Annotated in this window: 20 protein-coding genes; 9 read left to right on the top strand and 11 right to left on the bottom strand. The window is 55.4% G+C overall.

Annotation, left to right across the window (positions count from 1 at the left end; genetic code table 11):
• Positions 1 to 6 precede the first annotated feature (6 nt).
• From D6851_RS15140 to D6851_RS15130, 3 genes are read left to right on the top strand one after another with little or no spacing between them, the layout of a single operon-like run.
• The gene (locus D6851_RS15140; RefSeq protein ID WP_120325746.1) at positions 7 to 1,245 is read left to right on the top strand and encodes a polysaccharide biosynthesis/export family protein; all 1,239 of its coding nucleotides are present in this window, start codon (positions 7 to 9) and stop codon (positions 1,243 to 1,245) included.
• Positions 1,245 to 2,663 (top strand): GumC family protein, encoded by a 1,419-nt coding sequence (locus tag D6851_RS15135; RefSeq protein ID WP_120325745.1) that lies wholly within the window; start codon positions 1,245 to 1,247, stop codon positions 2,661 to 2,663. Before D6851_RS15140 ends, D6851_RS15135 begins: the two co-directional genes overlap by 1 nt.
• Entirely contained in the window at positions 2,618 to 4,024 is a 1,407-nt protein-coding gene (locus D6851_RS15130) for an O-antigen ligase family protein (RefSeq protein ID WP_238474137.1), read from the top strand. The genes D6851_RS15135 and D6851_RS15130 overlap by 46 nt, the downstream gene beginning before the upstream one ends.
• A 51-nt stretch (positions 4,025 to 4,075) precedes the next feature.
• On the opposite strand, the gene D6851_RS15125 is transcribed toward D6851_RS15130, so the two are convergent.
• Genes D6851_RS15125 through D6851_RS15110 form a run of 4 tightly spaced genes read right to left on the bottom strand, consistent with a single transcriptional unit; the run spans position 4,076 to position 8,341 of the window.
• Complete coding sequence (locus tag D6851_RS15125) at positions 4,076 to 5,119, bottom strand: glycosyltransferase (protein WP_120325744.1); 1,044 nt, start codon at positions 5,117 to 5,119, stop codon at positions 4,076 to 4,078.
• Positions 5,119 to 6,111 (bottom strand): glycosyltransferase family 2 protein, encoded by a 993-nt coding sequence (locus D6851_RS15120; protein WP_120325743.1) that lies wholly within the window; start codon positions 6,109 to 6,111, stop codon positions 5,119 to 5,121. Before D6851_RS15120 ends, D6851_RS15125 begins: the two co-directional genes overlap by 1 nt.
• Positions 6,112 to 6,134: 23 nt before the next feature.
• A complete protein-coding gene (locus D6851_RS15115) occupies positions 6,135 to 7,064 on the bottom strand; it encodes a glycosyltransferase family 2 protein (protein ID WP_120325742.1) in 930 nt (309 codons plus the stop codon).
• Complete coding sequence (locus D6851_RS15110; protein ID WP_120325741.1) at positions 7,061 to 8,341, bottom strand: oligosaccharide flippase family protein; 1,281 nt, start codon at positions 8,339 to 8,341, stop codon at positions 7,061 to 7,063. Before D6851_RS15110 ends, D6851_RS15115 begins: the two co-directional genes overlap by 4 nt.
• Positions 8,342 to 8,630: 289 nt before the next feature.
• On the opposite strand from D6851_RS15110, the gene D6851_RS18225 reads away from it, so the two are divergent.
• A complete protein-coding gene (locus tag D6851_RS18225) occupies positions 8,631 to 10,064 on the top strand; it encodes a WecB/TagA/CpsF family glycosyltransferase (protein ID WP_274379064.1) in 1,434 nt (477 codons plus the stop codon).
• A 6-nt stretch (positions 10,065 to 10,070) separates the two neighbouring features.
• Here the strand turns inward: D6851_RS18225 and D6851_RS15100 are convergent, their stop codons facing one another.
• The 7 genes from D6851_RS15100 to D6851_RS15070 all read right to left on the bottom strand — a co-directional run bounded on the left by D6851_RS15100 (position 10,071) and on the right by D6851_RS15070 (position 20,612).
• Positions 10,071 to 12,164 carry a response regulator gene (locus tag D6851_RS15100; protein WP_120325740.1) on the bottom strand — a complete coding sequence of 698 codons (2,094 nt, stop codon included), beginning with the start codon at positions 12,162 to 12,164 and terminating at the stop codon, positions 10,071 to 10,073.
• Positions 12,161 to 12,463 (bottom strand): hypothetical protein, encoded by a 303-nt coding sequence (locus D6851_RS15095; RefSeq protein WP_120325739.1) that lies wholly within the window; start codon positions 12,461 to 12,463, stop codon positions 12,161 to 12,163. The genes D6851_RS15100 and D6851_RS15095 overlap by 4 nt, the downstream gene beginning before the upstream one ends.
• 51 nt (positions 12,464 to 12,514) lie before the next feature.
• Positions 12,515 to 13,540 carry a histidine kinase gene (locus D6851_RS15090; RefSeq protein ID WP_120325738.1) on the bottom strand — a complete coding sequence of 342 codons (1,026 nt, stop codon included), beginning with the start codon at positions 13,538 to 13,540 and terminating at the stop codon, positions 12,515 to 12,517.
• A gap of 419 nt (positions 13,541 to 13,959) precedes the next feature.
• Positions 13,960 to 15,012 carry an FUSC family protein gene (locus tag D6851_RS15085; protein WP_120325737.1) on the bottom strand — a complete coding sequence of 351 codons (1,053 nt, stop codon included), beginning with the start codon at positions 15,010 to 15,012 and terminating at the stop codon, positions 13,960 to 13,962.
• Complete coding sequence (locus D6851_RS15080; protein WP_120325736.1) at positions 15,009 to 16,451, bottom strand: helicase HerA domain-containing protein; 1,443 nt, start codon at positions 16,449 to 16,451, stop codon at positions 15,009 to 15,011. Before D6851_RS15080 ends, D6851_RS15085 begins: the two co-directional genes overlap by 4 nt.
• Before the next feature lie 140 nt (positions 16,452 to 16,591).
• Positions 16,592 to 18,217 carry an alkaline phosphatase D family protein gene (locus D6851_RS15075; protein WP_120325735.1) on the bottom strand — a complete coding sequence of 542 codons (1,626 nt, stop codon included), beginning with the start codon at positions 18,215 to 18,217 and terminating at the stop codon, positions 16,592 to 16,594.
• 28 nt (positions 18,218 to 18,245) lie between these two features.
• Positions 18,246 to 20,612 (bottom strand): TonB-dependent receptor, encoded by a 2,367-nt coding sequence (locus D6851_RS15070; protein WP_120325734.1) that lies wholly within the window; start codon positions 20,610 to 20,612, stop codon positions 18,246 to 18,248.
• A gap of 301 nt (positions 20,613 to 20,913) precedes the next feature.
• Here D6851_RS15070 and D6851_RS15065 point away from each other — a divergent pair, with 301 nt between their 5' ends.
• From D6851_RS15065 to D6851_RS15045, 5 genes are all read left to right on the top strand, one after another.
• Positions 20,914 to 21,612: a response regulator gene (locus tag D6851_RS15065; protein WP_120325733.1), complete on the top strand. Its 699-nt coding sequence runs from the start codon at positions 20,914 to 20,916 to the stop codon at positions 21,610 to 21,612.
• Positions 21,609 to 22,991 carry a sensor histidine kinase gene (locus D6851_RS15060; RefSeq protein ID WP_120325732.1) on the top strand — a complete coding sequence of 461 codons (1,383 nt, stop codon included), beginning with the start codon at positions 21,609 to 21,611 and terminating at the stop codon, positions 22,989 to 22,991. Before D6851_RS15065 ends, D6851_RS15060 begins: the two co-directional genes overlap by 4 nt.
• 76 nt (positions 22,992 to 23,067) lie before the next feature.
• Positions 23,068 to 23,748, top strand: coding sequence for a carbonic anhydrase (locus D6851_RS15055; protein WP_120325731.1), 681 nt, complete (start codon positions 23,068 to 23,070; stop codon positions 23,746 to 23,748).
• A gap of 2 nt (positions 23,749 to 23,750) precedes the next feature.
• The gene (locus D6851_RS15050; protein ID WP_120325730.1) at positions 23,751 to 25,277 is read left to right on the top strand and encodes a SulP family inorganic anion transporter; all 1,527 of its coding nucleotides are present in this window, start codon (positions 23,751 to 23,753) and stop codon (positions 25,275 to 25,277) included.
• 373 nt (positions 25,278 to 25,650) lie between these two features.
• Positions 25,651 to 26,193, top strand: coding sequence for a MarR family winged helix-turn-helix transcriptional regulator (locus D6851_RS15045; protein WP_120325729.1), 543 nt, complete (start codon positions 25,651 to 25,653; stop codon positions 26,191 to 26,193).
• The last annotated feature ends 183 nt before the right edge of the window (positions 26,194 to 26,376 follow it).

Below are 26,376 nucleotides of genomic sequence, written 5' to 3'. Positions count from 1 at the left end.
TTAAGCATGAAGACTTTTATTGGCACAGCAACGCTGGGGATCGCGCTGGCAACAACTGCCTGCACCGCTGGCCCTGCGCCTCGCAATCTGACTAGCGCTAATTGGGCACCGGGTCAGCTTGCCGCGGGAACCGGACACCCTCAGGGTGAATGGGTTGAGCCTGCACCTGTTCGTCAGGGTGATCCGGGCTGCATCTGGCAGCAGCCGGGAGAACTGGCGCAACTGCGTTTGGCCGACTTTTCCGAATGGGGCCATGTTGCCAGCCCGCTGGCCGCTGGAGACCGTTTGCGGGTCGAATTGTTGGGAGACTCTGATCGTCTGTCCGGAAATTATGTCATCGGCAGCGATGGTCGCCTGACGATTCCTGGCGTCAAGCCGCTTATGGCCGCCGGTCGCACGGAAAGCGAACTGCAAGCGGCTCTGCGTAGCAGTTTGGTTTCGGCCAATATTGTCCGTCCTCTGCGCAATGCAGTTGATATTTCGCTGATTGAATCCGCCGGAGTTTCAGCTGCTGTTTCGGGTGCAGTATTCGCTCCTGGTGCCGTCCGCGCGGGCGAACGCAATCCGGATAGTCGGATTGGGCTCAAGGAAGGAGCTGTACGCGGCGACCACAATGTCAGCCGTACCGTGGCATCTGCTATCCGTGCTGCCGGCGGGGTACGTCCCGATGCCGATGTCAGCCATATCTATCTGATCCGCGGTGATGCTTATATGAAAGTCGATCTTTCCGGCATGATTCATGGCTGGACCGCGCGAGATGTCAGCCTGACCACGGGGGACCGTATTATCGTTCCCAGCCGGAAATGTTTTGATCCGTCGCTTGTCCGGCCAACGCCGCTGACTATCCCCGGCATCCGCGTCTATATGTCCAATCTTACGCGCAGCGCAAATAATAATGCGGGGGCGGCGATTGGTAAAGAAACCACATCGCTGCCATACGGCACGCGCTTGTTGCAGGCTCTGGTTGCGATGAACTGCGTTGGCGGAACGTATATGGCGTCTGATCGCCGCGCGGTTCTCATTTCCCGCAACCCGATAAACGGGCAAAGCATCGTGGTAGAACGCGATGTCGAGAAGCTGGTGCGTCTGGCTGATCGCGATAGGGTCAATCCCTATCTGATGCCCGACGATGCCATTGCTTGCTATGATAGCCGCTGGACGAACTTTCGCGATGCTCTCGGAATGGTTTCGGAAGCGGTGAGCACGGCAACGCCTGCTATCCTTATTGGACAGGCAGTCAACTGATGCACGGCACATTCCCCCTTTCGCAAGACTCCCGGCGGCTGATCCGCCTGTGGCGGGTTGTTCGTGACGGTATGCCCTCAGTCGGCCGTTATCGCCGTTATATTATGGCGATGGTGGGGCCGCTGGCGATCATCTGGTTTCTGACGGCAGCTTATCTGCTGGTGGCAAATGACCGGTTTGATAGCAAGATGACGCTGATTTTGCCCGGGTCGGGCGTCGGTGGATCGATGAATGTTGAATCCATCGGTCAGGCAACAGCCAACACGGCTTCGGCTTTTTCCAGCACGACGCTAAGCCCGACGGAAAATTATAAGCGCCTGCTCATGTCTGATCTGGTGCTTCGCAATGCTGCGGACCAAGCTGGTGAACCTGCTGATGGTTTTCCTGCCCCTTCCGTCAAGCTGATTGACCAGACTAACCTGATCGAACTGCGTATGCCGGGCGGATCGCCAGAACAAAGCCAGCGGCGCATGGAAGCTCTGCGTGCCGCCTTTCTGGAAGAGCTGGATAATCTGCGTGAAGATGAAGCCGCCAAGCGCGAAAGTGCCGATGCAGCCCGTATTGGTGAGCTGGAAAGCAAGGTTGATGATGCGCAAGAGGCGTTGCTGGCATTTCAGGGAGAAACCGGCTTGGTTTCACTCGACCAGTTCGCATCCCGGATTTCAGTACTGGACGATCTGCGGGGTAAAGAGCGGGATCGCCGTACGCAGTTGAGCGAGACCGGTGCGACTGCGAGCCGTTTGGCATCTTCCCTCAGTATATCGCTCACCCAGGCCCGTCAGGCACTTTTATTGAAAGCTGATCCGGTTTTTCAGGAATTATTGACACGTTATGCTAAAACTGTCGGGGAAGTGACCCAGCAGGGAGCCACTCTGGGAGGCGCGCATGGCACGATGGAGGAACTCGACATGGAACGCAGCGAATTGCGCGATGCTCTGGCGTCGCGCGGTTCTGGCCTGTCTGGTCTCACTAAGAGTAAAGTTCTGGCCTTTGCGGACCTCTCGGTATCCGAAGGGCGTGGGCGGCTTATGGAAATGTTCGTTGCACAGGACGGAGGACGGGCCGGCACGGCCGGGGCCTTGGGCGAAATTCGCCGGCAGATTGCCGAACAGGAAAGCGACACCGAAAAGCTTGTTGAGCAGGCTTCACGTCTGGCTGATCTCGTCCGCGATCTTCGGGTTGCGGAGGCAGTCTTCAGTTCTGCGCTGGCGCGTCTCGATACCAACAAGTCTGATCCTTTCGCATCCTATCCGCTCGTTCAGACGCTGGAAACTCCCAGCCTCCCGCGCAGTCGAGCCGCACCTTCGCCTGTTATCGCCCTTGCCGGAGCGATGGGCGCATCTCTCCTGGTGATTTTCGGATTTTTGCTGCTGTGGCTACGCCAACCCCTCATCCGGAAAATCTTGCCGAACGCCTGATCGTCGGCATACTTGGAGCGACCTGGATACTTTGGCTGGTCGGCGGGTTGTATCTTGCCGGACCAGCCTTAGGCTGGATATTGGCCGTTTTGGCACTGGGGCAATATTATCTCGCGCCGGGCCTCCCTGAAAAGGAGCGGCCCGATCCGGTGCCGGTTCCCATCGTTCTCTGGCTGCTTGGCATGGCGGCTATGTTGATTATCCTGTGGATCGGCCATGCCAATTATGATCTTGGCACGGGCAAAACGATCAAATCCTCCATTGGCTGGGCTAAGGGCTGGGCGTTGCTGGCCTTGTTCCCCTTCGCAGGTGCGGTGCTTAATATCCGCCCAGAGCTGATTTATCGCGCCATTTGCCGTCTCGGCCTGCAAACACTAATTCTTCTGCCCATCTTTCTCGTTGCACCTTATATCGGTTTGCCGGAAAGGTTGTGGGTATCACCTCTGAAAGTGCTGGGCGGCTCGGGGCCGGAATATTTTTCCACCATTCTTTATACGATCGAACCTGGCGTGGGGACGCCGCGTTGGCAATTTTTTGCACCTTGGTCCCCTGCGGCGGGAATGATTGCTGTGATTTATGTTCTGCTCGCCGCTCAGGAAAAATCGCCCGGCTGGCGTGCGATCGGCATCGCTGCAGGATTGGCACTGGCGCTGTTTTCGCAATCTCGGCTTGCTCTTGTAGCGCTGTTTGTGATCGCACCTTTTTGCTTTGGGGCGGGGCGGATCGATCGCCCTTCTACTTGGATGCTCGCAGCACCGGTTTTGCTGCTGGTTGGCTTTTTCGGACCGGCGCTGCTGGAATTTGCCGGGCAATTGATGGATGATTTCTCTTCGGCCCGCGCAGATTCGAGCCGGGTGCGGGCGGCTCTGGGGAGGATAGCGCTGGACCGCTGGCAAAATGAAGCGCCCTGGTTTGGGCATGGCATTGTCGAAAACGGGCCGCATCTGGTCGAATATATGCCTATCGGCAGCCATCACAGTTGGTATGGGCTGCTTTTCGTAAAAGGGCTATCGGGTGCGATTGCGCTAGCAGTTCCTTTGGTGGTGAGCTTCGTTTTGCTGTTCTGGCGGGCACGGCATAGCGGCCTGCAACGAGCGGGCCTCGCCATGATTATGATTCAATTGCTCTACAGTTTCGGAGAGAATCTTGAAATGCTGGCCTATCTGACATGGCCGGCGATGTTGGTAATAGGCCTAGCACTGCGTGAAGGTATGCGCCTTGGCATGGGTATGGATTCTGCTTCTCCGATGACAGAGAAGATCGGAGATGGACAGGTCGAACCGGCCAAGGTCTCGACGCAGACCGAATCCACAAAAAAGCGGGAGCCTGTTGGGGCAGGCTCCCGAAGTGGCGACCCATAGGGCTCTTATGTCGCAGTTAGCGGCCCTTAGGCTCTTTCGGGTGACCTCGGTTCAGGCCGCCCGTCGGAGAGGAAAAGAAGTGTTTCGTGCTGTCATTTCAGTGGCGCGTTGATAGACACCGCTCCAACCAGCGATCACTTCTGCTTCGATGGTACGGGCTGTGATCCGGCCATGTTGCCCCATTTCGGCCAGGGGAAGGCGCATGAAGCCACGAATGGCCGTTTCGATCTCGTCTGCCGTATCCATCGGAGCTGCAAAACCTGCCGGACAGAACGGATTAATTTGTTCAGGAAGCCCATCCACATCGGCCACCAGAATAGGGCGACCGGCGAGCCGGGCTTCCTCTGCAACCTGACCGAACGCTTCCCATTGTGAAGGAACGATCACCGCATCGCATGGAGCCAGAAACGCCGGAACGTCGTCGATCAGCCCATGGAAGTGAATGTGACCGGCTTCTTGTGCAGCTTTGCGCATCGCATTTTCGTCTGGGCCGCTGCCTCCCAGATGAAGCTCAACCTTTCCTGCCGGGAACCGTTTCACAGCCTCGATCAAGGCAATGAAGTTCTTGGGCGTAGCAAAACGCCCATAGGCTGCGAAACGCAGGGGTTTATCTGCCTGACGGCGGGGCAGCACAGGCACATCGAGCAGAGCAGGGCGGCTCGACCATGGATATATCACATGCATTTTGGATGGTGTAATCGCCGCGACGGCCTGTAACCATTCGGCTTGTGCCCGAGATACGCAGATCACCTCGTCAAACAGGGCCAAAGTCCAGCGCAGCATTTTGTGAAAGCGACAAGGCGAGGGCACGCGATGCTTTTCGAAACTGCGCGTATAGGTGTGTTCGACATGAACCAGACGCGCTTTGGGGTTGCGCATGCGCAGGCTGAAAAGGAAAGCGAAGTTACTCCAGGACGGTGGGAAATGGGTAAGAATCAGTTCTGCGTCAAAGCGCGGGGCCACAGCCGACCGCGGCGAAACCGGAACGATGTCAGAGTGAGCCAGCTCGGCCAGTTCGGGGCGATGATGCAGCATCATGCCGCGGGTGACACCGCCCATGGAGAAATCGTCGAGCAAATGAATAGCGCGGATCATTAGATGGCTCCTTTAAGATAGGGGGCAGCGAGCTTCCTGAAACGATGTGTACCCAGAACATTGGCAGCCAGGACAGCTGCACCGGTAATTCCGGTTTTTACCGGTTCGGCCAGTGCCATGCGGGGAGCGAGCTGTAGTGCTTCGCTAAGCAAGGAGCGGGCAAATTGAGCATCTCCGAGCTGGACTGCACGACGGGCCAGATAGCGAAGCTGATAGGCACGGGCGGTTGCACCATGTGCAGCGATCAGATCCGGTGCGTAGGCTTCTGTTTTCGTCAGCATCCGATTCCAGCTCAGATATTGCTTGACGATATTGGCAGACAATGCGCCGGGAATGATCCGGTAGTGGGTCAGCAACCCTTCGATTCCCTCGAATTTAACTGCGTGGCGGGCAGACAGACGAATCCAGAATTCGATATCCTCGGACTGTCGGAAGTTTTCATCGAACCAGCAGCGACGCCAGAAGTCCTTTGCATCGGACACGGCCACCGGTTCGATGGCGGAGCGGCGCAGAACTGCTGCGCTGCCATTGCCAACCGGGTTGCGGCACAAAATATGAGCGGCATCGATACCGCGAAGTTTTGGCTGCATGGCGACGGAAAGCGGCGAGCCTGCCGCATCGATCATCCGCGATCCGGCATAGCTGACACCGATAGACGGATTGGCTTCAAGATGGATGTAATGTAACCGCAGCTTGTCGGGGTGAAAGCAATCATCAGAATCGAGCAGAGCGATATAGTTACCGCGAGAGGCTGCAATTCCGGTATTGCGTGCACCAGCAAGACCACGATTGGTTTGCGAGACAATCCGGATGCGGGGATCGTCGTAGGCGCAGGCAATGTCCATGGAGCGGTCGGTCCCGCCGTCATCGACCACGATAAGCTCGAAATCGGTGAAGCTCTGGGCAAGAACGGAATCAATCGCCTGTCCGATATAGGTTTCGACATTGAAGACTGGCATGACGACAGAGAATTTCGGCTTTGGAGTATACATGACAGGATTCCTCTTGGGTAAAATCAAGCAAACAGGCGCGGGCGGATAGCGCGCGGAATGGCGGGGGAAAGCGCGGCACCGGCCAACGTAAGTCCGCCGCGGCGCAAATCGTTGAGATAGGCGGCGGCGTTGAGGCGCATCCCCTGGAGGGCAAAGCGAAGAGCCATGCCGGCTGGTGCGCCGGTGCGCAGGGCGCGGCGTGTCAGATAGCGGCAGTAGATCGCTTCGGCGGCGGAGCAGTCGATCCGGTCGGCATAATGTGTGGCGAGTTGCCGCCACCCGGCCAACATTGCGTTCAGATCGGCGGACAAGCCATTTTCGCTCATCCGATAATCGACAAGAATGCAATCAATCCCACGCAGTTCATGGCCGCTATCGATCAGGCGGGCGAGCCATTCCTGATCTTCCGCATGATCGAGCCCCTTCCGGAAGAGGCCGACTTCTTGCATGGTTTGCGCATTAACGACGAGATTGGATGTCGTACAAACCGGGTTTTCGGCAAGAATCTGTGTGAGGGTCAAAGGATTTTCGGGAACGCTCGACCAGGTTTTTGCCGGGGTCAGCGATCCGTTTTTTTCCTCCCGAAAGGCAATGCCGGCAAAGCTGGCGGCTAAACCTGGGCAGGTCGTGTGAAACGCAAGATGGGTTTCGAGTTTCTGCGCGTGCCACAGATCGTCTGCATCGAGAAAGGCGAGCAATTCGCCCCGGGCTATGGAGACACCGAGATTTCGGGCTTCAGAAACACCGGCATTGCGCTGACTGACAACGCGCAGGCGCCGATCGAATCCGGCCTGATATATAGCGCGCAACAAGGTATCGTCATTCGATCCGTCATCGACAATAATCAGTTCGAAGTCGTCGCAGCTCTGGTTGAGGACGCTGGCAATGGCCGCTTCGATAGTGGCGCTTGCATTATAGGCGGGCATGACGATCGAGAAGAAAGGAGCGGTCATGACGTGGCTTCCTGTGCAATATGAGCAGGAGTGCGAGGCGGGATGAGGCGCAGCGCGGCGGGAATGAAGACAATGGCAAGACCGGCGGAATATCCGGCGCAAGCCAGTTCAAGTGATTGTGTGGCCCCGGCGGCCAGGCCAGCGAGACCCGCTGTTGTGGCCAAAGCTGCCAGACTGGTTTCCCGACCCGGGCGAGACTGGGCGCGATAGGCGGCTCCAATGGCGCTGGCACAGAGTAGTGGCAGAGCGGCTAGGCACAGAATGGCAAGAAAGGGGGCTGCCGGGATCCACTCTTCACCAAAGAGGAGCGGAACATAGAGCGGAGCCAGCAGTCCCTGAGTGGCGACGATGGGACAAAGCAGGAGGAGGCCGAGGGAGAAAGCCTCACGCAGGCGGAGAGCCTGTTCCTGATCGTCGCGAGTCCGGCACAATTGGGGGAAAACAACCGTGCCGAATGCGGAAACTAGAGATTGGGTAATGCCGAGACCGGCATTGAAGGCGAAATAATATAAGCCCAGTGCTTCGATTCCGAGCATTATGCCGATAATCAGCTTGTCGGCTTGAAGACGCAGGGCGGACAGGATTTCGGAGCCCAGGATAGCGAAACCGAATGCATGGAATTCACGCCAGTGGGCATAGCCTGCAGCGGAATTGGGAGCCCAGTGCAGTGCGCGGCGCGCCAGCAGCGTCCAGATCGGTGCGGTCAGTAATTTTGGCAGGACGATCGCCCATGCACTCGGCCAGATCACGACAAGGCACAAGGTCAGAATATGGTCGAGCATGGTCTGCGTGGCCCGGATGCGTGCAGTCGCAGCGAGGCGTCCGGCCCGCATCAGGAGGAAGATCTGGACCAACCCAGGCGGCATGATAAGATAGACTGCCGAGAGAGTAGCGAGCATCGCTGCGGCTGCCTGCTGATCGGTAAGCAGAGCGAGGCCTGCTGCAACACCGAGCTGAATCAGGCAGACGGCGCCGCAAACGAACCAGAACAGGCGCAGAGCGGTGTTGCACAGCGCATCCAGTTCGTCTTCGTGGGCAGCGATGAGGCGCTGGCCGATTCCGGCATTGGCAAGAACCCGGATCAGTTCGAACAGGCTTAGCGCCGCTGCGGCCGTGCCAAGCAGTGCCGGGTCGGTCTGACGCGCGATGACAAGGATTGCCCCGACACGCACGATTCGCGTTACCGCTTCGGCAGACGCATAGGCTGCCAGACCGGACAGAACCGGGCGTGCTCGCTCGGGTATGTATCGCGTTAAGGCAGACGGAAAGGCGTGCATGATAAATCCTCTTGATGATGCCCATGTCTCATCAAGAGCCGTGCCAAACAATTAAGTAACTGAAAAATAACAATTTAAAATTGTACGCTACGCATACACGACTTTGCAGTGCAAATTGCATGTTGCAAATTGCAAATTGCATCGAATTCGCCATGCAAATTGCAAAAAAATAGTCGGCTATTTTGAGCAAGATGCATTAAATCAAGATAAGTATTTGATATATATATTAAAAATATAATTGGCATGAGCTTTGCCGAAGAGTCTTCAATCACATTTGATGGAGAGTCCGATGAAAGCCATGTCTCTGGAAAACGGTGCCGTTCTATCCCCGGAACAGGCGCTGGACCTGATAGCCGAGCGCAGCAAACTGAGTTTGCGACGCGAAACCCTGTTTAACTTGCCCCTGATCCATGCGCGCCGGAACGAAATCGCAGGCGAAATTGTGCGCCGTGCAGGTTTCGGTGCCCGCACTACCATCAATTTCGTGAATGCGCATTGCATCAACACGCTCTATCGTGATCCGGCCTATGAACAGGCGTTGCGATTCAGTGACCTTATTCTCCCTGATGGCAGTGGTATGCGAATTGCTGCTCGGATGAGCGATGTCGCAATGGGTGATAATCTCAACGGTACCGATCTGTTTCCTGAAATCTGTGAAGCTGCCAGCCGCACTGGTGCTTCGATCTATTTGCTGGGAGGCGCACCCGGTATAGCCCGCGATGCCGCACTGACTATGGTCAACCGCTATAACACTTTGCGGCTTGCCGGTACTATGCACGGCTATTTCAAGCCGGAAGATGAGGATGCTTTGATTGATCGCATCAACGCGTCAGGCGCGGACATATTGTTTGTTGGTTTCGGTGTGCCACTGCAGGAAAAGTGGATCGAACGGAACCGTGAGCGGCTGGATGCTGCGGTTGTTCTGGGCGTCGGTGGTCTGTTCGACTATTATTCCGGACGGATTGCTCGTGCACCTGCTCCGGTCCGTGCAATTGGTTGCGAATGGGCATGGCGCCTGGCTATGGAGCCGCGTCGCCTGGCCAAGCGTTATCTACTTGGCAATGCAATGTTTCTGTTTCATGCCGCCTTTGAAGGTGCCCGGTGTCGGGGCTATACAGAACAGGCGTCGCTGGCGAGCAAACGGGCGATGGATCTGGCGATTACGCTGATGGCAATGCTGGTTTTGTTGCCGGTTTTTCTGGCGGTGGCGCTTGCGATCAAGCTTGACGATGGTGGACCGGTCCTGTTCCGCCAGACACGGATCGGTGAGGGTGGTCGTAACTTTCAAATGCTCAAGTTCCGGTCTATGCGCTGCGATGCCGAACACCACAGGGCGGCTTTGCTGGCTCAGTCGGATCGCGACAGTACCTGCTTCAAGATGAAGCATGATCCGCGCATTACCCGGATCGGTCGCTTTCTTCGTCGCCTGTCGATTGATGAATTGCCGCAACTTCTGAACGTGCTCAAAGGCGAGATGTCGCTCGTCGGCCCGCGCCCGGCTCTGCCAGCCGAAGCGGAACAGTATCGCGGTGAAGAGTGGATGCGTCTCGCTGGCAAGCCAGGCATAACCTGCATCTGGCAGGTCAGTGGTCGCGCAGAGATTGCGTTCGGTGAGCAGGTTCTTATGGATCGCGCCTATCTCGCTCAACGTAGCTTGATGTCGGATTGTGCTCTGCTGTTTCGCACAGTGCCGGCGGTGCTTTCCGGGCGAGGTGCCTATTAACCGAATTTATAACTGAGGATGCTTGGCAATATGCCGCGTGAAAAGATCGCCGCAGGCCGTAACGGTCGCGGCGATCACTTTTTCCAGTTGTGGCTGGAAAGACGCCGCAAGTGTGATCTCCTGTTTCCGGAACAGGTCCAAGCAATCCAGAATGCCAGTGGCACCGATACTCAGCGCAACGCCTTTGAGGCTGTGTACGCTTCGCCGTACAGTATCCTCATCCCGATTTTGGACTGCCGCTATCGTTTCATCACCATAGGTTGAGAGATCCGTACGAACGGCATCGAGAAGGCGCTGCCGATAAGCTTCAGGCAGTACCGCAAAAGCCTGTCGGAACGCCTCGGTATCTATGACCGAACCGGCAGCAGAGGCCTGTGCAGAGTTGTCATGGCCGAGTAGATCTTGCAGCACGTTCCGCAAGGCTTTGCGCCGGACGGGCTTGCTTAAACAGGCTGTCATCCCGGCGGCCAGCAACCGATCTCGTTCGGCATGGAGACTATGCGCGGTAATACCAATGATGGGAACCGTTGCGGAGATACCCCCAAGGGAGCGTATGGCACGGGTCGCTTCCTCTCCGTCCATAACCGGCATCATCACATCCATCAATATAGCGTCAAACCTGGTTTGCTGGATACGCTCCAGCGCTATCGCTCCGTTTTCGACCGCCTCGACAGAACAGCCAAGGCTTTTGACCTGACTGGCAATGACGTAACGATTGGTCGGTGTATCTTCCGCCAGCAGGATGGCAGGTGTCTTGCCGGAGGGCAGCCACAAAGTATCCTGATCCGTCAGGTTAGCTCCTTCTGGCGTGGCTTCTGGCAGAGGCAAGGTCAGGCACAGGCGCGTGGCATTGTCCATCTCGATCTTTCCGCCCATCCGACTGGTGATGCGCCGAACGATACGTATAGCCGGATCTCCCATGCCGCTGCCTCGCTTTTCGGCTTGCTGTGCCCAGCGTCCATCATCCTGCACATCGAGTTGGAGTATCAGAGCGTCCTTCCAGGAAAGCGTGAGCTCTATGGGGCAGCTGGTATCAAGGGCCGAGCCGATCAGGCTATCGAGCAACTCACGTAAATATTCGCGATCGGCCAAGATAGTAGGTGGGAGATTGACATCGCTGTGGAGTGACAAATGCGCTGCAGCTGGATGCACATCGTGCCAGTAACGTAAAGTTTCTTCCAACACTCCTCGCAGATCAATCGGGAGAGGATGAAGAGTGATGTCGGCGCTACGCCCTTCTGCTTCTTCTAGCAATTCGTCGATCATTGCCGATAGTTGCCCGGCTGAGCGGGAGGCTGTACCAACCCTGCGCGTTTCTTCCGGATTATGGGCTTCGAGCGCTAGCAATTCGAGCGATCCGTTCAGTGAGGCCAATGGCGTGCGAAGGTAATGTCCTACCGCTGAAAGGAAACGATCTCGGGCTCTGAGTGCCTCTTCGGCTTCGCCTTTGGCCTGTTCCAACTGGCGAGCAAAACGGTCCAGTTCCCTGACGCGCCGTTCTGCGCGTAGCTGCAGTGCTTGAACCTGTCGTTTGGCTTTTCGGCTGCTGGTGACATCCCGGACACTGCCATAAAGAGCATGTAAGTTGCCCTGTTCGTCCAGTTCGCGACGGAGCGACCAGCGCAGCCAGCGGATCCCACGGCTGGAATGCTGGATGCGATGTTCGAATTCATGCGAACGGCCGGGGGGCAATTCATCCGTGAATGCATCATAGGCTTCGAATACACGTTTTCGGTCGAGCGGGTGGAGTACAGCAATGCCGGCTTCTACAGTCACTTCCTGTTCGGGCGGCAATCCCAGAAGCCAGGCCAGTTCCGACGAGGAGGAATAGCTTTGACCCTTCTGCCAGAAGATTGTTGCCAGGCCGGCTGTGCGTTGGGCATAGAGTAACTTGCTGTTTTCTATGGTAAGTCGTTCGACTAGATCTTCTTCCCGCTTTTGCAAGGCACGATTGGCCTGATCGAGTTCCCGCATACGAGTGTCGAGCACATCTTCGGCATCGTGCAAAGCTTGTTCTGCCCTGTGTAGGCGCCGGGTCATGATTTCGAGTTGCTGTTCAACCGGCAGATCACTTAACCCATGATTGGTGGAATCTGTCATTTCCCACTCACTACAGCGTGCAGTGATGCCAGATCGAGTGGCCTTTCAATGAAGCGGATGTGCAGCGTTTCCAGATGATTGCGCATAGTGCAGTCATCCGGTGCGATGATAGCTACAAGGCAGTCCGTGGACGGGAAAGGCCATGGATCAACAGTCATAGTACCAGTATCGCATAAAATCAGATCATAATCATCCAGTTCGGAAGCGACCAGATGAGTAGTGCATTCGACAGCGAAATCTAGCTGCGACAGAATCCTGCGATAGGTTGACTGTTCTGCACTGCTTTTCTCGATGACCAAAGCTTGCGGCTGATGGCTGCATGCGTGAGTTTCGTTCGGCTGGAGGTTTGCCTAGGGTATATCAATCTGGCTGTCTTCAGGCAGGATTTCGAGCGGTAATTCCAATACTAGCGCGCGATCGCCTGTTGTTGAAGTTTCGACATCGATACGGCCGCCCAGCACCTGTGCTAGATTGCCACTCAATGACAGAAGCAGGCGAGTTCCACGCAGGCTCGGATCGGTTTGACCAGTTTCTTTTAGAGAGTAGGATAAAAGGTGAGATCGGTTCGGTCCGACCAGACCACCAGTTCCCTCAATAGAAAATTGTATGATGAGTATGTTGCCCGGCAGATACTGATCAACAGGTTTGCAGCGCAACACGATGTTCTCCCGCCCGCTATATTGAATCATACATTCCAGCAGCGTTTGTAGAATTTTCTCTATCCGGGCCTGATCACCGCAGAGCGTGTGATAGGATCGATTGCTTGTCGCCAGAGACATACCGCGACGATCTGCCAGCGGACCGGTACGTGCAATAACGGTTTCAAGCAGAGGGAATAGGGAAAAGGGACGGTGTAGGACTTCGAGAGTCTCGCCTTCCAGTTGAGCGTGCAGTCTTGCGTCTTCCAAAAGACGCAAAAGGTGTCGGGTGGTTAGTTCGAGCTGATCAATATTTCGATCTCGCGCTACTTTACGAGTTTCCTGCCGCATTTGATCGAGCATTTCAGTTATGCCGCTCAGTGGAATGTGTAGCTCCTCATATATCTCTGACATGAGCCTGAGCCGGCGTTGGGCAGTGTCTTGTGCGGTATCGCGTGCCGCATCCATTTGATCTGCGCGCTTATCGGCTTTTGTCAGCAGGCGTTCCCGTAAAGCTTTGTCCTGTTCGATGAGCATCAGAGAGCGAGAAGTCCGAATTGTCGGATCGCCAGGTGCAGAAGTCTTGGCTAGCCCCGCAATGTGTTCTGCATGCTGGGCGATGGCTTCCCACTTACATGCATTGCGGCGAACCAGTCGCATAACGGGAACAAGAACGAAGAAGGACAGCAGAAATATTGTCGCAACGGCAATGAGGAGCGGTGTGGCGCTATTCTGCATTGAACTTCTCAATCCGCCAAACACGATATTTGAAATTGGTTGAACGAGGTGGAAAGCGAAATGTCTGCTAGCTTTGTCATGAAGTATGCGCTGGATCGAAAGGGAGTAAATTCAACCGCAATAGGGTGAGCAGTTTTTCTGAAAAAACGAAACTAGAGATAAAATTCCCACCAATGTTGCCTCTTCCATCTGAATGGCTTGGTTCGATGCATATTCTTTCATTTTCAATTATTTAGAACTTTTTCATTGAGGATGGCATAGTTTGCAACGGATCGATGGATATTTATTAATCAATCGTTACTTTTAAATAAACAACGAAAGTTATTTAAATAACTGATTTTTATCGTATTTCGTGAGATTGCTGCGCGCTTACGGATGAGCACCGCGATAAAAGGTAACTTATCCCGCTGATCAATATGTCAGTTCAGGAAGTGTAAGCGGCGTTTGACAGTGTCATTGTGCATGACCATTGCTCCGGCAAAGCCGATCACTGCCCCAATTAGTGTATCGAGTAGCCGGTCAAACATCAGAGTGGTGATATGGCTGTCATGTAAATTGGGTGCATCGGCCAACAGAATGGTTAGCGGTGTGATGAAGATGACAGCGAAACCATAATGACGCACCACTGCTGTTTCGATACAGAAATTAAGCGCCGCAATGGCGAAGACGATAGCCCATGGATTACTGGCAAAAGGGGCCATCATCCATGTCGCCCCAATACCGATAAGAGTGCCTGCGCTGCGTTGAATCTGCCGATTCCAGACCTTGCGCAGATTGATGCCTTGCATCACTGCAAGGCAACTCACTGGCACCCAATAGGCACGCCCCAGCCCGAACAGTTCGGCAATCTGCAGCGAAAGCGCTACAAACAAACCAGTGAGTAGCGGGATGAACCATGTGATGCGTTGTTCCGTCTTGAGAAAAGGGGTTGCAGGAATGATGCGTTTCACCTGCAGCACATACAGGCTGTAAAGCCAGGCGATGAGACAGGCAAAAACCGCACTGCCGGCGAAAACGGCCACTTTCAAAGGAGTCTGAGCGAGGTCGTGCGGTGCATAGGCGCCGATGGCAGTCGCCATCATAAAAAACAGACTGCCAGGTGGGATCAGCTGGAAGTGGCGGCATAAGGCTGTGGTGACGATTGCTACCAGCGTGATGACTGGTAACGTAAAGTTTGGAACCAGATGGCAGACAAGGCCAAGCGTGTAGCAGAATGTCAACATAGCCGCACAACCGGCGACCGACAGCATTCGGCGGCGCAGATCGAACCTGGGCAGATACAGAAAGGTTAGGGCGCCAAGCGCTCCAACCACGCCCAGATCAAGCCGTTCTAACCAAGCGCCAAATGCTATGGGAACGCCGCTGGCAATGGCTGCACTAACGGGCATTTGCCAGGGGCGATCACTGGGGTTGAAAATGAGCAGCTCCCGGCATTCATGCATTAGCCGTTCAAGAATCACTGTGCGGTTCATCCCGCTGCGGTGGTGACACCGAGTTGCGGTACAGTGATGGTTCGCCGTCCACCAAAATCGGTTCGCATAACGATCAGTCCGTTCTTCTCGAAATGGTCGAGCAGGCGACGGATGCGGCCAGAAGAGCTTGTGCCATAGGCGTAGGCAAGCCGATCGTCATCGGGGCAACTTTCTTCAAGCAATGCTGCTTTTACGATCAGCATGAAGGGAGCAAGCAGGTCTTCCGGCACCGCTTTGCCTAGTCGTTTGGCGCTGTCCTGCCGTGCTTCGTCCAGTTCATGCAGGCCGCCCACTGCATAGGCGAAACGACGATGAAATTCGGTCATGCCCAGCTTGGTACCAGAGACGCGGCGCATCCTGCACCTTACAGTGAAATCCTGATAGAGACCCGATGCTGCCTGATAAGTCGCTCCCTCCTCCTGTGCGAGTTCGCGCAGAACATCGTCTATAATAGACTGGCTTTCCTCGGGCGAAGGCGCGGGACTCTCGGGGTCTTCTTCAATTTGGGCAAAAGAGGTGATGCGCTCCTCCAGTTTCTCGCGGCTTTCCTGCGGTGGCAGTGGCGGAGGAGGCGGTGTAAGTTCTTCCAGTTCGGCCATCAGCAGCGCTTCCATGTCCTTGGTGGAGGAAGAAGGAGGCGGGATAAGGCTTGATGCTACAGCGCGGGAAGACGTTCGTACATCGCCAATCTTTACCGCGACCGGGCGGCGGCAGATGGCCGGCCCGAGTGCGAGGAAACGTCCGCGTTCGAGATCGCGGATCTGTTCGGCCTGTCGCCGTTCCATACCCAGCAGATCGGCAGCGCGCACCATGTCGATATCGAGAAAGGTCCGGCCCATTAGAAAGTTAGAGGCTTCGGCCGCAACATTTTTGGCTAGTTTCGCGAGTCTCTGAGTAGCGATAATTCCGGCCAGTCCGCGCTTGCGCCCGCGGCACATAAGGTTGGTCATCGCAGAAAGCGAAAGCCGCCTGGTTTCTTCGGCCACTTCCCCTCCTGATGCCGGAGCGAACATTTGCGCTTCGTCCACCACCACCAGAACCGGGAACCAATGTTCGCGCGGGGCATCGAACAAAGCGGACAGAAATATCGCTGCACAGCGCATCTGCTGTTCGATTTCCAGTTCATCGAGTGCCAAAATCACGGAAGCGCGATGTTCGCGTATCCTTACGGCCAGCGCTGCAATTTCCCTATCGCCATAGGTTGCGCCGTCGATGACCACATGGCCGAAGGGGTCAGCCAGCGTCACGAAATCACCTTCCGGATCAATCACGACCTGTTGGACCATTTCGGCGCTTTCTTCGAGTAGGCGACGCAGGAGATGCGATTTGCCCGACCCGCTATTGCCCTGGACAAGCAAGCGTGTAGCCAGCAGTTCTTCGATATCGAAGGTGACCTGCTTGCCAGAATTATCCGCACCGATGACGATCGAGGTATCCACGCGAAGCTGATAGCGGCCAATTCGGTCAGGCCCAAGCCACTCCTTGCGGTTTTCCGGAAAAAACGACCGCTCGGGTGTATTAAATAAAGGCGGCCCGTCCTGCGGGAGGAAAGGCCGCCCAGTCTTCAGGGGGATGGGAATCAGATTTCTTCGAGCATGCGGACACCGGGGCGCACGCGCATATTTTTACTGGTATCCAGCGCCAGGTTGTGTTCACGGATAGTGGACATGAAGTGCCAAGTGCCGTCCACTGCGTCGGGTTTGACATCGAGCGAGACATAGCCGCGGCGGCTGGTATCGCAAAAGGCGAGGCCGGGATTGGTTTCTATCAGAGCCTTGGCCGTACGGGTGGGCGAGACCGCTTGGAAGTAAGCTTCATAACCCGGCGATGTGACGCTGTGTCCGGCAAATTCGACACCCACTCTATCCGTGCCGTGAAGGAGATTGTTACCCCATGCGTTATGGCTATCCCCAGCTAGTACGATCAGATCGGCATCAGCGCCCAGTGCTGCTTCATAGAGCCGGTTGCGATCAACTGGATAGCCGTCCCAAGAATCGAAATTGAAAGGCAGTCCGGCTTTGGCTGCTGCTAGGCCGACCATTGCACGCTGGCGCACATAGGCTGGGGCATCGGCAGGCAACCAGTCGGTCAGCGCCGACGGTGCGGAAAGCGGGCCCATTACCACCTGTTGTGCCAATATCTGCCATTGGGTCCCCGACTTTTTGGATTGGGCTAAACCGTCAAACAGCCACTTTTCCTGATCCGCTCCCATTAGTCGATGCGACGGATCAAGCCAGACCGTGTCGCGGAAGCGCGTGAGTGCGGCCTGAATATCGCTTTTACCCTTTAGGGCGGATGCCAGATCGACCTGTTGTGTCCGTGCAGTGAGGCGCGTTTCGGGCAGAAAAATCGTGGCTAGCGTTCCGATCTGATAGCTGTCCCAAGGTCTGTCTGAGACGGGCAGCCATTCACGATAGGCTCTTTCGGCGGCTGCTTTGCGAACTGACCATCCGCCTTCGCTGTCCGGCTGGTGATTTTCGGCACCGCCTTTCCAGCTGTCATTAGCGCTTTCATGATCGTCCCAACGTGCAATCATCGGGAATGCCGCATGGAGCGCTTGCAAATCCTCATCGAGACGATAGGCGGCGTAACGCAACCGATAATCGGCCAGTGTCACCGTTTCATGATCGGGTTGTAGTATGCGCCCCGGAACGGCTTGCGAAGGGTCGGGATATTTGCCGGGATTATATTCGTAAAAGTAATCGCCGACATGAATCATCAGGTCGATATCGTTGCGTTTTGCGGCATGCCCATAGGCGTTGAACCAGCCAAAGCCCATATTGGAGCATGAAAATAAGCCGATGCCGAAGCGACTGACATCGCCTTGCGGCAGGGTACGGGTGCGACCGATACGGCTCATCGATCCGTCGGGCGCGACAAAGCGATAATAGAGCCAGCTATTGGCAGGTAAATCGCCAATCGTGATCTTGGCTGTATGATCGGTTTCGCCACGTGCGGTGACATCGCCGCCGCCAACGATATGCGTAAAGTTTATATCGCGAGCCAATTCGGCACGTAAGCGCGTATCGTTAGCGGCGGCATAGCGCGTCCAGAGAAGCACGCTGTTCTGACTCGGTTCCCCGCTCGCAACACCGTGGGTGAAGCCCTGTGCGGTGAGGATCGCTGCAGTGCCGGGCATGGAAAGCGCTCCGAGTCCCAGAAGACCGGTTTTGACCAGCGCTCTGCGGTCTACCGAGAAATTCATGATTTAGATTCCTTCTGCTCGACAGAATTCAGAAACGCGCGGTCAGTTCTACGCCATAGAAGCGCGGCTCGGCCGGGATAAATGTAGGTACGCCGAAGCTACCGCCAGTATTCCCTGCATCGAGCAGATAGTCCTTATTGGTGATATTGCGTCCGAAAGCGGCCAGTTCGAAACGGTCTTCGGCGAAACTAACCCCTGCACGTGCATTGACGAGTGTCACAGCATCCTGACTGATAAGTTCTGAATTGGGCACTTCGAAGTAAATCTTGCTACGATAGGTGACGGAGGGTGTGGCGAAGAAGCGCATGCCGTTGCCGAGTGGAGCATTGACAGTGAAACCGGCGGCCCATTGCCATTCCGGCTGAAGGCGGAAATGATCACCGGCATAGACGCCGTTTTCCTCCTTATTGTCGATTCCGCCGTCAATATAGCCGAGATTACCGAACAGATTCAGCCACTCAGTCGGGCGGACGGACAATTCGGCCTCGACGCCGAAATTACCTGCTGAGCCGGCACTCTCGGTGATCGAGCGTCCATCAATGATCCGGCTCACCTGGAAATTGTCATACTTCTGGTAATAGACACCAAAGGACGCTGAAACACGTTGGGTTGCTAGTTTAATGCCGCCTTCATAATTCCATACGATTTCTGCGGGAACTTCGTCGAAGACGGGTGTGCCTGAACTGGTCGCTGAGACACTCACTGTGGGCGAACGGCGACCCTTCGAAATTGTCGCATAGACATTCACATCCGGCGTGATGTGATAAAGCGCATTGAAGCGCGGGAGAACTGCCCAATAGCCATCTTCATCGCCGAAAGTGCTGCCTGCTGTATCGCCTAGGCTGGGAATTAGCGGCAGCGGCATGCCCATCGCGCTCAACAGGACGGAGGCGGGGGCTGAAGCGACATAGCCTGAATTGCGTTTTTCGTATAATACGCGTGCACCGGCCGTGAGCTCCAGTGCGGGCATGGGAAGATAGGTTGCATCGGCAAAAACCGAATAGCTGCTGTTGCGACCCTGATTTTCAAAAAAGGCCTGATAGGGCAATTGTTGGATCGGTGTGCCAAGGAAAGCACCGGTCAGCAGTGGAGTCATCTGAGAGGCCGGTACGCTGCCATCGGACGCGACGCAGGCTAGATCGGGCAGCATGGCTTCGATCGCCGGTCTTTGGGCGGCAGGTACAAGGCCAAGCAGCATATTGCGGGCGCATCCAACAAAAGTCCCTTCTTCTGAAGAGAAGGGCACACGAGTGGAACTGTCTTCGTGAAACAGATTCCAGCCCAGAGATGCGCGCAATATATCGCTATCGTAAGTAAAGCGCGTCTCGTGGTTGATCTGCCAGCCCTTGGCTTGCTCGGCGAATTCGAGGAACCAGGCCGCCGAGCCGTCGGCGTCGAAAACTTCGCGTGCGTCGAAATCGCGATAACCATTGACCATGGACATAGTCCAGTTGTCATCAAGAGCAGCCGAGACGGTCAGATTGACATCGTAGACATCGCGATGGAGGCCCAATTCGTCATTGCCAAGCACTTGCTGTGACAGAGGTGAGCCGCTGAGATTGGCATCGCCGAAAGGATTGGCGCGACCTGTAGCGGTCGGGAACGTACCGGAAATAAAAGGCGTGCCGGAATTGCGCTGTCGATCATAGGTGACGATCAGATCGGCGGTGACATCGTCATTCGGCGTGAAACGCAATGATCCGCGAATACCGAGCTGATCCTTGGCATAGAGATCGTCCTGCGTTTCAGACAGATTGTTCACGTAGCCGTCGCGCTTCTGCCATTCGAAGGCAACACGTCCGGCCAGCACGTCATTGCCGGCATTGAGAAAGCCGGACAGGGTGGTGGCATCGTAATTGCCGTAAGAACCGGAGAGTTCTCCGGAAAAGCCTTCGCGCGGCTTGGCGGAGACAAGGCTTACAGCGCCGACAGTGGATGCGGTGCCGAACAAAGTAGCCTGCGGGCCCTTGATGACCTCAATCCGCTCCATATCGTAAATGCCCTGATAGGCTCCGCGCGAGCGGGAAATATCGACGCCATTGTAATATAGCGTGACACGGGCGGCCTGTTGCGATGATCCGCTATCGGAGGTGATACCGCGGATGACGATGCCAGGATTATTGGCGCTTTGTTCCTGAATGTTAAGACCAGGAACATAGTTGGACAATTCATCGAGATCGGTGACGCCCAGTTCTTTCATCTGTTCTCCGCTGGTGGCGGAGATGGTAATAGGCACGTCGATTTCCCGCTGTTCGATTTTCTGTGCGGTTACAATAATCGTATTGTCGTTCGGGGCGAGGTTATCGATAGAATCGGCTGCTGTTGCAGCTTGTACCATGGATGGCAGTACCGAAGCTCCGCACAGCAGAACGGTAGTAGCGGTGAGTCGGCGCATGTGAATTTCCCCCCTGAATGGTGTTGCCACGTCCATTGCGAGCAATTGATTACATCTTGATGGCCTCGCCATGAAATTTGGGTGACGTATTTTTGGCATTGGTGTGACGCTATTTGCACCCAAGTGAAACAATCTGGCCAAAGCCGTCGGGCAAGGGGCCCTTTATCGGTCGATCTGGCGTGATACGAATAGCGGGTTAGCTGAAAAATCGACTGGGCTATCGAGGATTTGATACTGCAAAGCTTGCATTGTGTACTGGAAATGCACAATTCGCTGTCCGACCCAAGCAGTATGGCAGCACATGAAAATTCTGATCGTCGAAGATGATGGCCCCCTTCGCCTGCTAATTGCGCGAACATTGCGCGATCACGGCTTTGAAGTTGTGGGCGTTGCGACGGCGGCAGAAATGCGTCCGATTATCGAGGCAGAAGATGTGCAGCTTGTCGTACTCGATATCATGCTGCCGGGCACGAATGGTCTTGATATTTGTCGTTGGCTGCGTGCTCGCAGTGCGATTCCGATCATTATCATCAGTGCCAGGGCGCAGGAAACCGACCGGATTATCGGGTTGGAACTGGGAGCAGACGATTATCTCTCCAAACCTTTCGGTCCAGATGAACTGGTCGCTAGAGTACGTGCGGTGTTGCGACGTGTGAATGGCGAAGTGGCTTCCGGACCGCGCACCAGTCGCATCCGTTTTGAAGGCTGGACTATCGATCGGGATCGGCGCGAACTGATGACACCTGAAGGAACGCAGGTGCCGCTTTCAGGTGCAGAATATGACCTGCTGCTCACTCTGGCCGAATCTGCGCAGCGTGTGGTGAGCAGGGATTTTCTGCTCGAGCAGTCGCGTGAACGCTTTTCCAGTGCATCAGATCGGAGTGTTGATGTGCTGGTCAGCCGTCTGCGTGCCAAACTGGGGGCTTATGACGGACAGTCTCTTATCAAGACGGTACGCGGGGCGGGGTATATGTTTACTCCCGCGATCGAACGCGAATGAAGCGAATCCGCCTATGGCCGCGTGGTTTGACCGGGCGTGTCATGATTGTTCTGCTGGTGGCCATTCTAGTCGAGTTCGCCGGCACGTTGCTGCTTTTTGGGGAAGCCGAAAGGTTATTGCTGCGAAGCGGGCAGGCGCATCGCGTGGCCGAGCAACTGGTGGTGGCCGATCGAGTTTTACGGCTGACGCCCCGGCATAACCGTCCCTATGTCGCACCGAGCCTGTCCACCCGCCACGTCCGTTTCGCCCTGCAGGACAATGCGCCGAAAGACTGGCGGGCGACACGTCTCTCCGCAGTGGCGGAAAAGGAAATCATGTCATGGGAGCCATCCTTGCAGGGCCGTGTGTTGCAGTTAGGTGTGACTGGGGTGGATGGTGGTAAACCGAACCGGTTGATCGGAGCCTTGCAGATGGAGAATGGCGGCTGGATATATTTCCAGTCCCGCGAAGCGATTAATCGGTGGAATGCCCCGTTTGACTGGCTGGTATCGCTTCTGTTCCTGGTTGCGGCCGTATTATTGGTCTCGGCTTTGCTGGTGCGCACGCTGGGCGCTCCATTACGTGCTCTGTCAGCCGCGACCGACAATATCGGCTTTGCGCGCAGGAAAATCATGATCGAATCGAGTGGACCACAGGAATTGCGACGGCTGGCCGACGCTTTCAACGCCATGCAGGATCGGATCGAGGAATTGTTGGAAAGCCGTACACAGGCTTTGCTGGCGGTGAGCCATGATCTGCGCACTCCGCTTAGTCGCCTGAAATTGCGCTTGCATGGACGAATGCACCCGGAGGATCCTGCCGCGATGCGCGCCGATGTCGAGGAAATGCAGGCGATGCTCGACTCTCTGCTTGAATATCTTGGTGGAGGAGATGGCACTCGTAACGATCCGCCTACCCGGACAAATATCGCCGCACTGATCCAGACTATTGCCAGCAACGCTGAAGAGGCCGGACACGATGTGCGTTGGCAGGGACCGCCCCGGCTGGAAGCGATTATCCAGATCAGTGCGCTGGGCCGGGCAATAACAAACCTGGTGGAGAATGCTGTTAAATATGGTGAGCGCGCGGATATTCATTATTTCCAGAAAAGAGAAGAGGTAGTGATCGAGATTCGGGATCGCGGTCCGGGTATTCCCGAAGATATGTTGCCGCTTGTAACAGAGCCTTTCTTTCGGGCAGATACAGCTCGGGCGCGCGATACAAAGGGGCTGGGGCTGGGTCTCAGCGTTGTGGACCGGATCGTGGCGTTACATGGCGGTTCGCTGGAACTGGAAAATACGCAGAGCGGCCTGATTGCACGGATGAGGCTACCGATTGAAGGGATATCCTTCACCAGTCGCTTAAAAAAAGAGGACGGAAACATTTTGATACGCTTTTGATGCGTTGCAGCAATGTCCGCTTTCTATCTTCCTTTGCACATGCCCGTAATGGGCCGAGAGTAAATGGAGTTGAAAGATGGAGATCATTGGTGGTGTTGCCCGCTTTCAGGGCGATGTGTTTCCCGGACAGCGTGATCTATTTCAGGGGCTCGCCCGGAATGGTCAAAGCCCCAAAACGCTGATGATTAGTTGCGCCGACTCCCGGGTTGTACCCGAACTTATTACGCAATCTGCGCCGGGCGAATTATTTGTCTGCCGCAATGCCGGCAATATCGTACCGCCCTTTGCTATGAAGAATGGCGGGGTTTCTTCTGCGGTCGAATATGCGGTCGTGGCGCTAGGTGTCAGCGATATCATCATTTGCGGCCATTCCGATTGCGGCGCGATGAAGGCGTTCTTCACCCCGGAAGCGCTCGATACGATGCCGAATGTGAAAGCGTGGCTGGCTCATGCGGAGCCAGCCCATGAAGTAGTACGAACCTGTTACGGTCATCTCGATCAGAACGAGCAGGTTCAGGCCATGGTACTGGAAAATGTCGCTATTCAGCTCGTGCATCTTCAGAACCATCCATCGGTCGCCGCAGGTCTTGCAGCAGGGAAACTGAATTTGCACGGATGGTTCTTCGACATTGAAACGGGCACGATAAAAGCGCTCGATGCCAATGGCGAATTTCGCGATGCGGATGATGTGGACAATATCCCTGTTGCCGTCCCCGCGCGCCAGCGCTCGACATCACGTATTACGAAGGCGGCCTGATTATGGCAGCGACAGATATCTCTTCCACAGAACAGACTAAGGGCACGTTCGGTCGCGACTTTGCCGCATCCTTCGTGGTCTTTCTGGTCGCTATGCCACTCTGTCTGGGAATCGCCATCGCTTCGGGGGTGCCGCCTGAACTGGGCCTTGTCACAGGTATTATCGGCGGCATCGTTGTCGGCTGTTTTGCCGGTTCTCCGCTTCAGGTCAGCGGTCCCGCTGCCGGCCTCGCCGTGCTTGTTTTCGATATGGTCCAGCGTCATGGGCTAGTTGCGCTCGGCCCCGTGCTATTGCTGGCAGGCATATTGCAATTCGCCGGTGGCGCGTTGCGTCTCGGGCAGTTTTTCCGCGGCGTTTCACCGGCAGTGATACATGGGATGCTGGCCGGAATCGGCGCGATGATCGTGTTGCAACAGATCCACGTTATGCTTGATGACAGTCCGCGTAGCGATGGTTTGGCCAATCTGGCTGCCATTCCCGGTGCTTTTATGGGGCTTAACGACGATGCTGTGGCTGCACTGGCCGTGGGTGTTGTGACTATAGCAGCCATGATGGGTTGGGACAGGTTTAAGCCCTCGCCATTGAAAATGATTCCGGGAGCTCTGGTCGGAGTGGTCGCCGGTACTGTGCTTGCTATGGGTGGCGATCTCGCCATTCAGCGTATTGAATTGCCGGATAATATTGCCAGTGGCCTGACCCTGACTAGCATGGAAAGCCTGTCGATGCTGTCTGACCCGGCTCTTATCGGTCTCGCCTTTGCTTTCGCTTTCATCGCCAGTGCAGAAACTCTCCTGTCGGCGGCGGCTGTGGACCGGATGCAGGATCGCGTGCAGTCTAGGTTCAACAAGGAACTCAGCGCACAAGGCATCGGTAATTTCTTGTGCGGTCTTGTCGGCGCCTTGCCAATGACGGGTGTGATCGTTCGCAGTTCAGCCAATGTGCAGGCCGGGGCGATGACCCGGTTGTCCACCATCCTGCATGGTGTCTGGATTCTTGCTTTTGTAGTGCTGCTGCCGTTCATTCTGGCAGAAGTGCCGACGGCAGCGCTGGGCGGGGTGCTGGTGATTACAGGTATCAAGCTTGTGAAGCTCCGGGATGTGCAACATCTTTTCACCCATTATGGTGTGTTGCCTGCCTTAATCTGGGCGGTGACTTTCACACTGGTCGTAACGGTGGATCTGCTAACTGGCGTTTTAGCCGGCTTGGCAATGACATTGATCGAACTGCTTCCGCAATTCCGTCGTATGCGCCTCAATATTGAGGAGCGTCAGCATGGCGAAGGCGATCATGAAGTCGCATTGGAAGGCAAGGCTACAGCCATGGCTATTCACAAGGTTGCGGGTTTGCTGGACCGGTTGCCGAATAGTGGTCGGCTCAAGCTTAATCTCTCGCGGCTCGAATTTGTCGATCACACTACGTCTGAATTGTTCTGTGAAGCGCTGACGCGCCGCAAACAAAAGGGCATGGATATCGAAGTCGAGCAAGGCGGGCATGGCCGTCATCAACGAATTGCCAATGCAGTAAATTGAGATCGGAGGGGTGGGAGTGGTCCCCTGCTTCTCCCTTACCCTTTACCCCCCTCCGCTCCTTGTCCGGTGGAACCATGAGGTTCTGCCGGACTTTTTTTATGCGCTAATATGCGCTCGAGAGCTTACATCAATTCGCATATGCAAAATAAATTGGCACAACACTTGATTAATGGAAATAGAGGTAGATTATATCTAGGTTAACATTCGGTAACGATTCGTAATGCAAAGGATTTGGTTTGATAAAATATTCCGTTTTTTGAAGTTCATAATGGTTAATGCGGACGATACGGTTCGTAGCCTGCATCGGTATGAGAGTTAAATTGCCGAATATAATAATCAAACGGCGTCGCGTTTTGTAAAGTGGGGGGAACCTATGGCGGCTACCAAAGGCGAGCCGAATTTTGATGAGTGGGCACTTAATTTCAATCGTTTCTATGAAGCAGGATCACGGGCAGAAAACGAGTTCAGACTGACACATCAACTGGTCATGACTGCCAGGCGATGGACTGCTCTGGTGGATGATGTGGTGCGCGATTTTGCTGGTCAGTCTCGGGCGCGTTGGCAGACCTTGGCAGCAATCGTCTTTTCGGACGGGCCAGTGGCGACGCTTGACCTTTCGCATCGCATGGCGGTGCAGTGGCCGACTTTGATCCGCACATTGAACGAACTGGAGGCTGACGGTTTGGTCAAGCGTGACGTTAATCCCGCGGATCGGCGTTCGCGTCTGATTTCACCGACTGATAAAGGGGTTCGCTTGTTCGAACAGGCACAAAAGGTGCTCGATCCCAGACGCGCTGAGGTGTTGTCCGATTTCACGAAAGAAGAACTGGTAATTGGGGAAAAGCTACTGAACAAACTGTTCGAACGGATTAGCAGCCCGCCGCCTCATTCAAAAAACTTCGCCACCAGCAAGTAAATTTCTATCAAAATACATTGAGAGGGGCGTTTCAGGCTGGCCACAGTTGCTGTGCCACGTCTGCAAATTTCGGTATTGTTGCAGGCCAACAATAAAGTCAGTACCGGACCGCTGTGAGCTCGTCCGGTACTGACTATGTCTTCACACTAACCGTATTTGTAAACCGGCGAACATACCATCTTG

Source organism: Altericroceibacterium spongiae (genome assembly GCF_003610805.1).
GTDB lineage: Bacteria > Pseudomonadota > Alphaproteobacteria > Sphingomonadales > Sphingomonadaceae > Altericroceibacterium > Altericroceibacterium spongiae.
Note: the sequence above shows the minus strand (reverse complement) of the source record. Positions and strands in the feature narration are given on the sequence as shown.

Excerpts from the sequence above, each read along its gene's own strand:
- D6851_RS15140 (WP_120325746.1), top strand. The coding sequence starts at position 7 with ATGAAGACTTTTATTGGCACAGCAACGCTGGGGATCGCGCTGGCAACA.
- D6851_RS15135 (WP_120325745.1), top strand. The coding sequence starts at position 1,245 with ATGCACGGCACATTCCCCCTTTCGCAAGACTCCCGGCGGCTGATCCGC.
- D6851_RS15125 (WP_120325744.1), bottom strand. The coding sequence starts at position 5,119 with ATGATCCGCGCTATTCATTTGCTCGACGATTTCTCCATGGGCGGTGTC.
- D6851_RS15120 (WP_120325743.1), bottom strand. The coding sequence starts at position 6,111 with ATGTATACTCCAAAGCCGAAATTCTCTGTCGTCATGCCAGTCTTCAAT.
- D6851_RS15115 (WP_120325742.1), bottom strand. The coding sequence starts at position 7,064 with ATGACCGCTCCTTTCTTCTCGATCGTCATGCCCGCCTATAATGCAAGC.
- D6851_RS15110 (WP_120325741.1), bottom strand. The coding sequence starts at position 8,341 with ATGCACGCCTTTCCGTCTGCCTTAACGCGATACATACCCGAGCGAGCA.
- D6851_RS18225 (WP_274379064.1), top strand. The coding sequence starts at position 8,631 with ATGAAAGCCATGTCTCTGGAAAACGGTGCCGTTCTATCCCCGGAACAG.
- D6851_RS15100 (WP_120325740.1), bottom strand. The coding sequence starts at position 12,164 with ATGACAGATTCCACCAATCATGGGTTAAGTGATCTGCCGGTTGAACAG.
- D6851_RS15090 (WP_120325738.1), bottom strand. The coding sequence starts at position 13,540 with ATGCAGAATAGCGCCACACCGCTCCTCATTGCCGTTGCGACAATATTT.
- D6851_RS15085 (WP_120325737.1), bottom strand. The coding sequence starts at position 15,012 with ATGAACCGCACAGTGATTCTTGAACGGCTAATGCATGAATGCCGGGAG.
- D6851_RS15075 (WP_120325735.1), bottom strand. The coding sequence starts at position 18,217 with ATGAATTTCTCGGTAGACCGCAGAGCGCTGGTCAAAACCGGTCTTCTG.
- D6851_RS15070 (WP_120325734.1), bottom strand. The coding sequence starts at position 20,612 with ATGCGCCGACTCACCGCTACTACCGTTCTGCTGTGCGGAGCTTCGGTA.
- D6851_RS15065 (WP_120325733.1), top strand. The coding sequence starts at position 20,914 with ATGAAAATTCTGATCGTCGAAGATGATGGCCCCCTTCGCCTGCTAATT.
- D6851_RS15060 (WP_120325732.1), top strand. The coding sequence starts at position 21,609 with ATGAAGCGAATCCGCCTATGGCCGCGTGGTTTGACCGGGCGTGTCATG.
- D6851_RS15055 (WP_120325731.1), top strand. The coding sequence starts at position 23,068 with ATGGAGATCATTGGTGGTGTTGCCCGCTTTCAGGGCGATGTGTTTCCC.
- D6851_RS15050 (WP_120325730.1), top strand. The coding sequence starts at position 23,751 with ATGGCAGCGACAGATATCTCTTCCACAGAACAGACTAAGGGCACGTTC.
- D6851_RS15045 (WP_120325729.1), top strand. The coding sequence starts at position 25,651 with ATGGCGGCTACCAAAGGCGAGCCGAATTTTGATGAGTGGGCACTTAAT.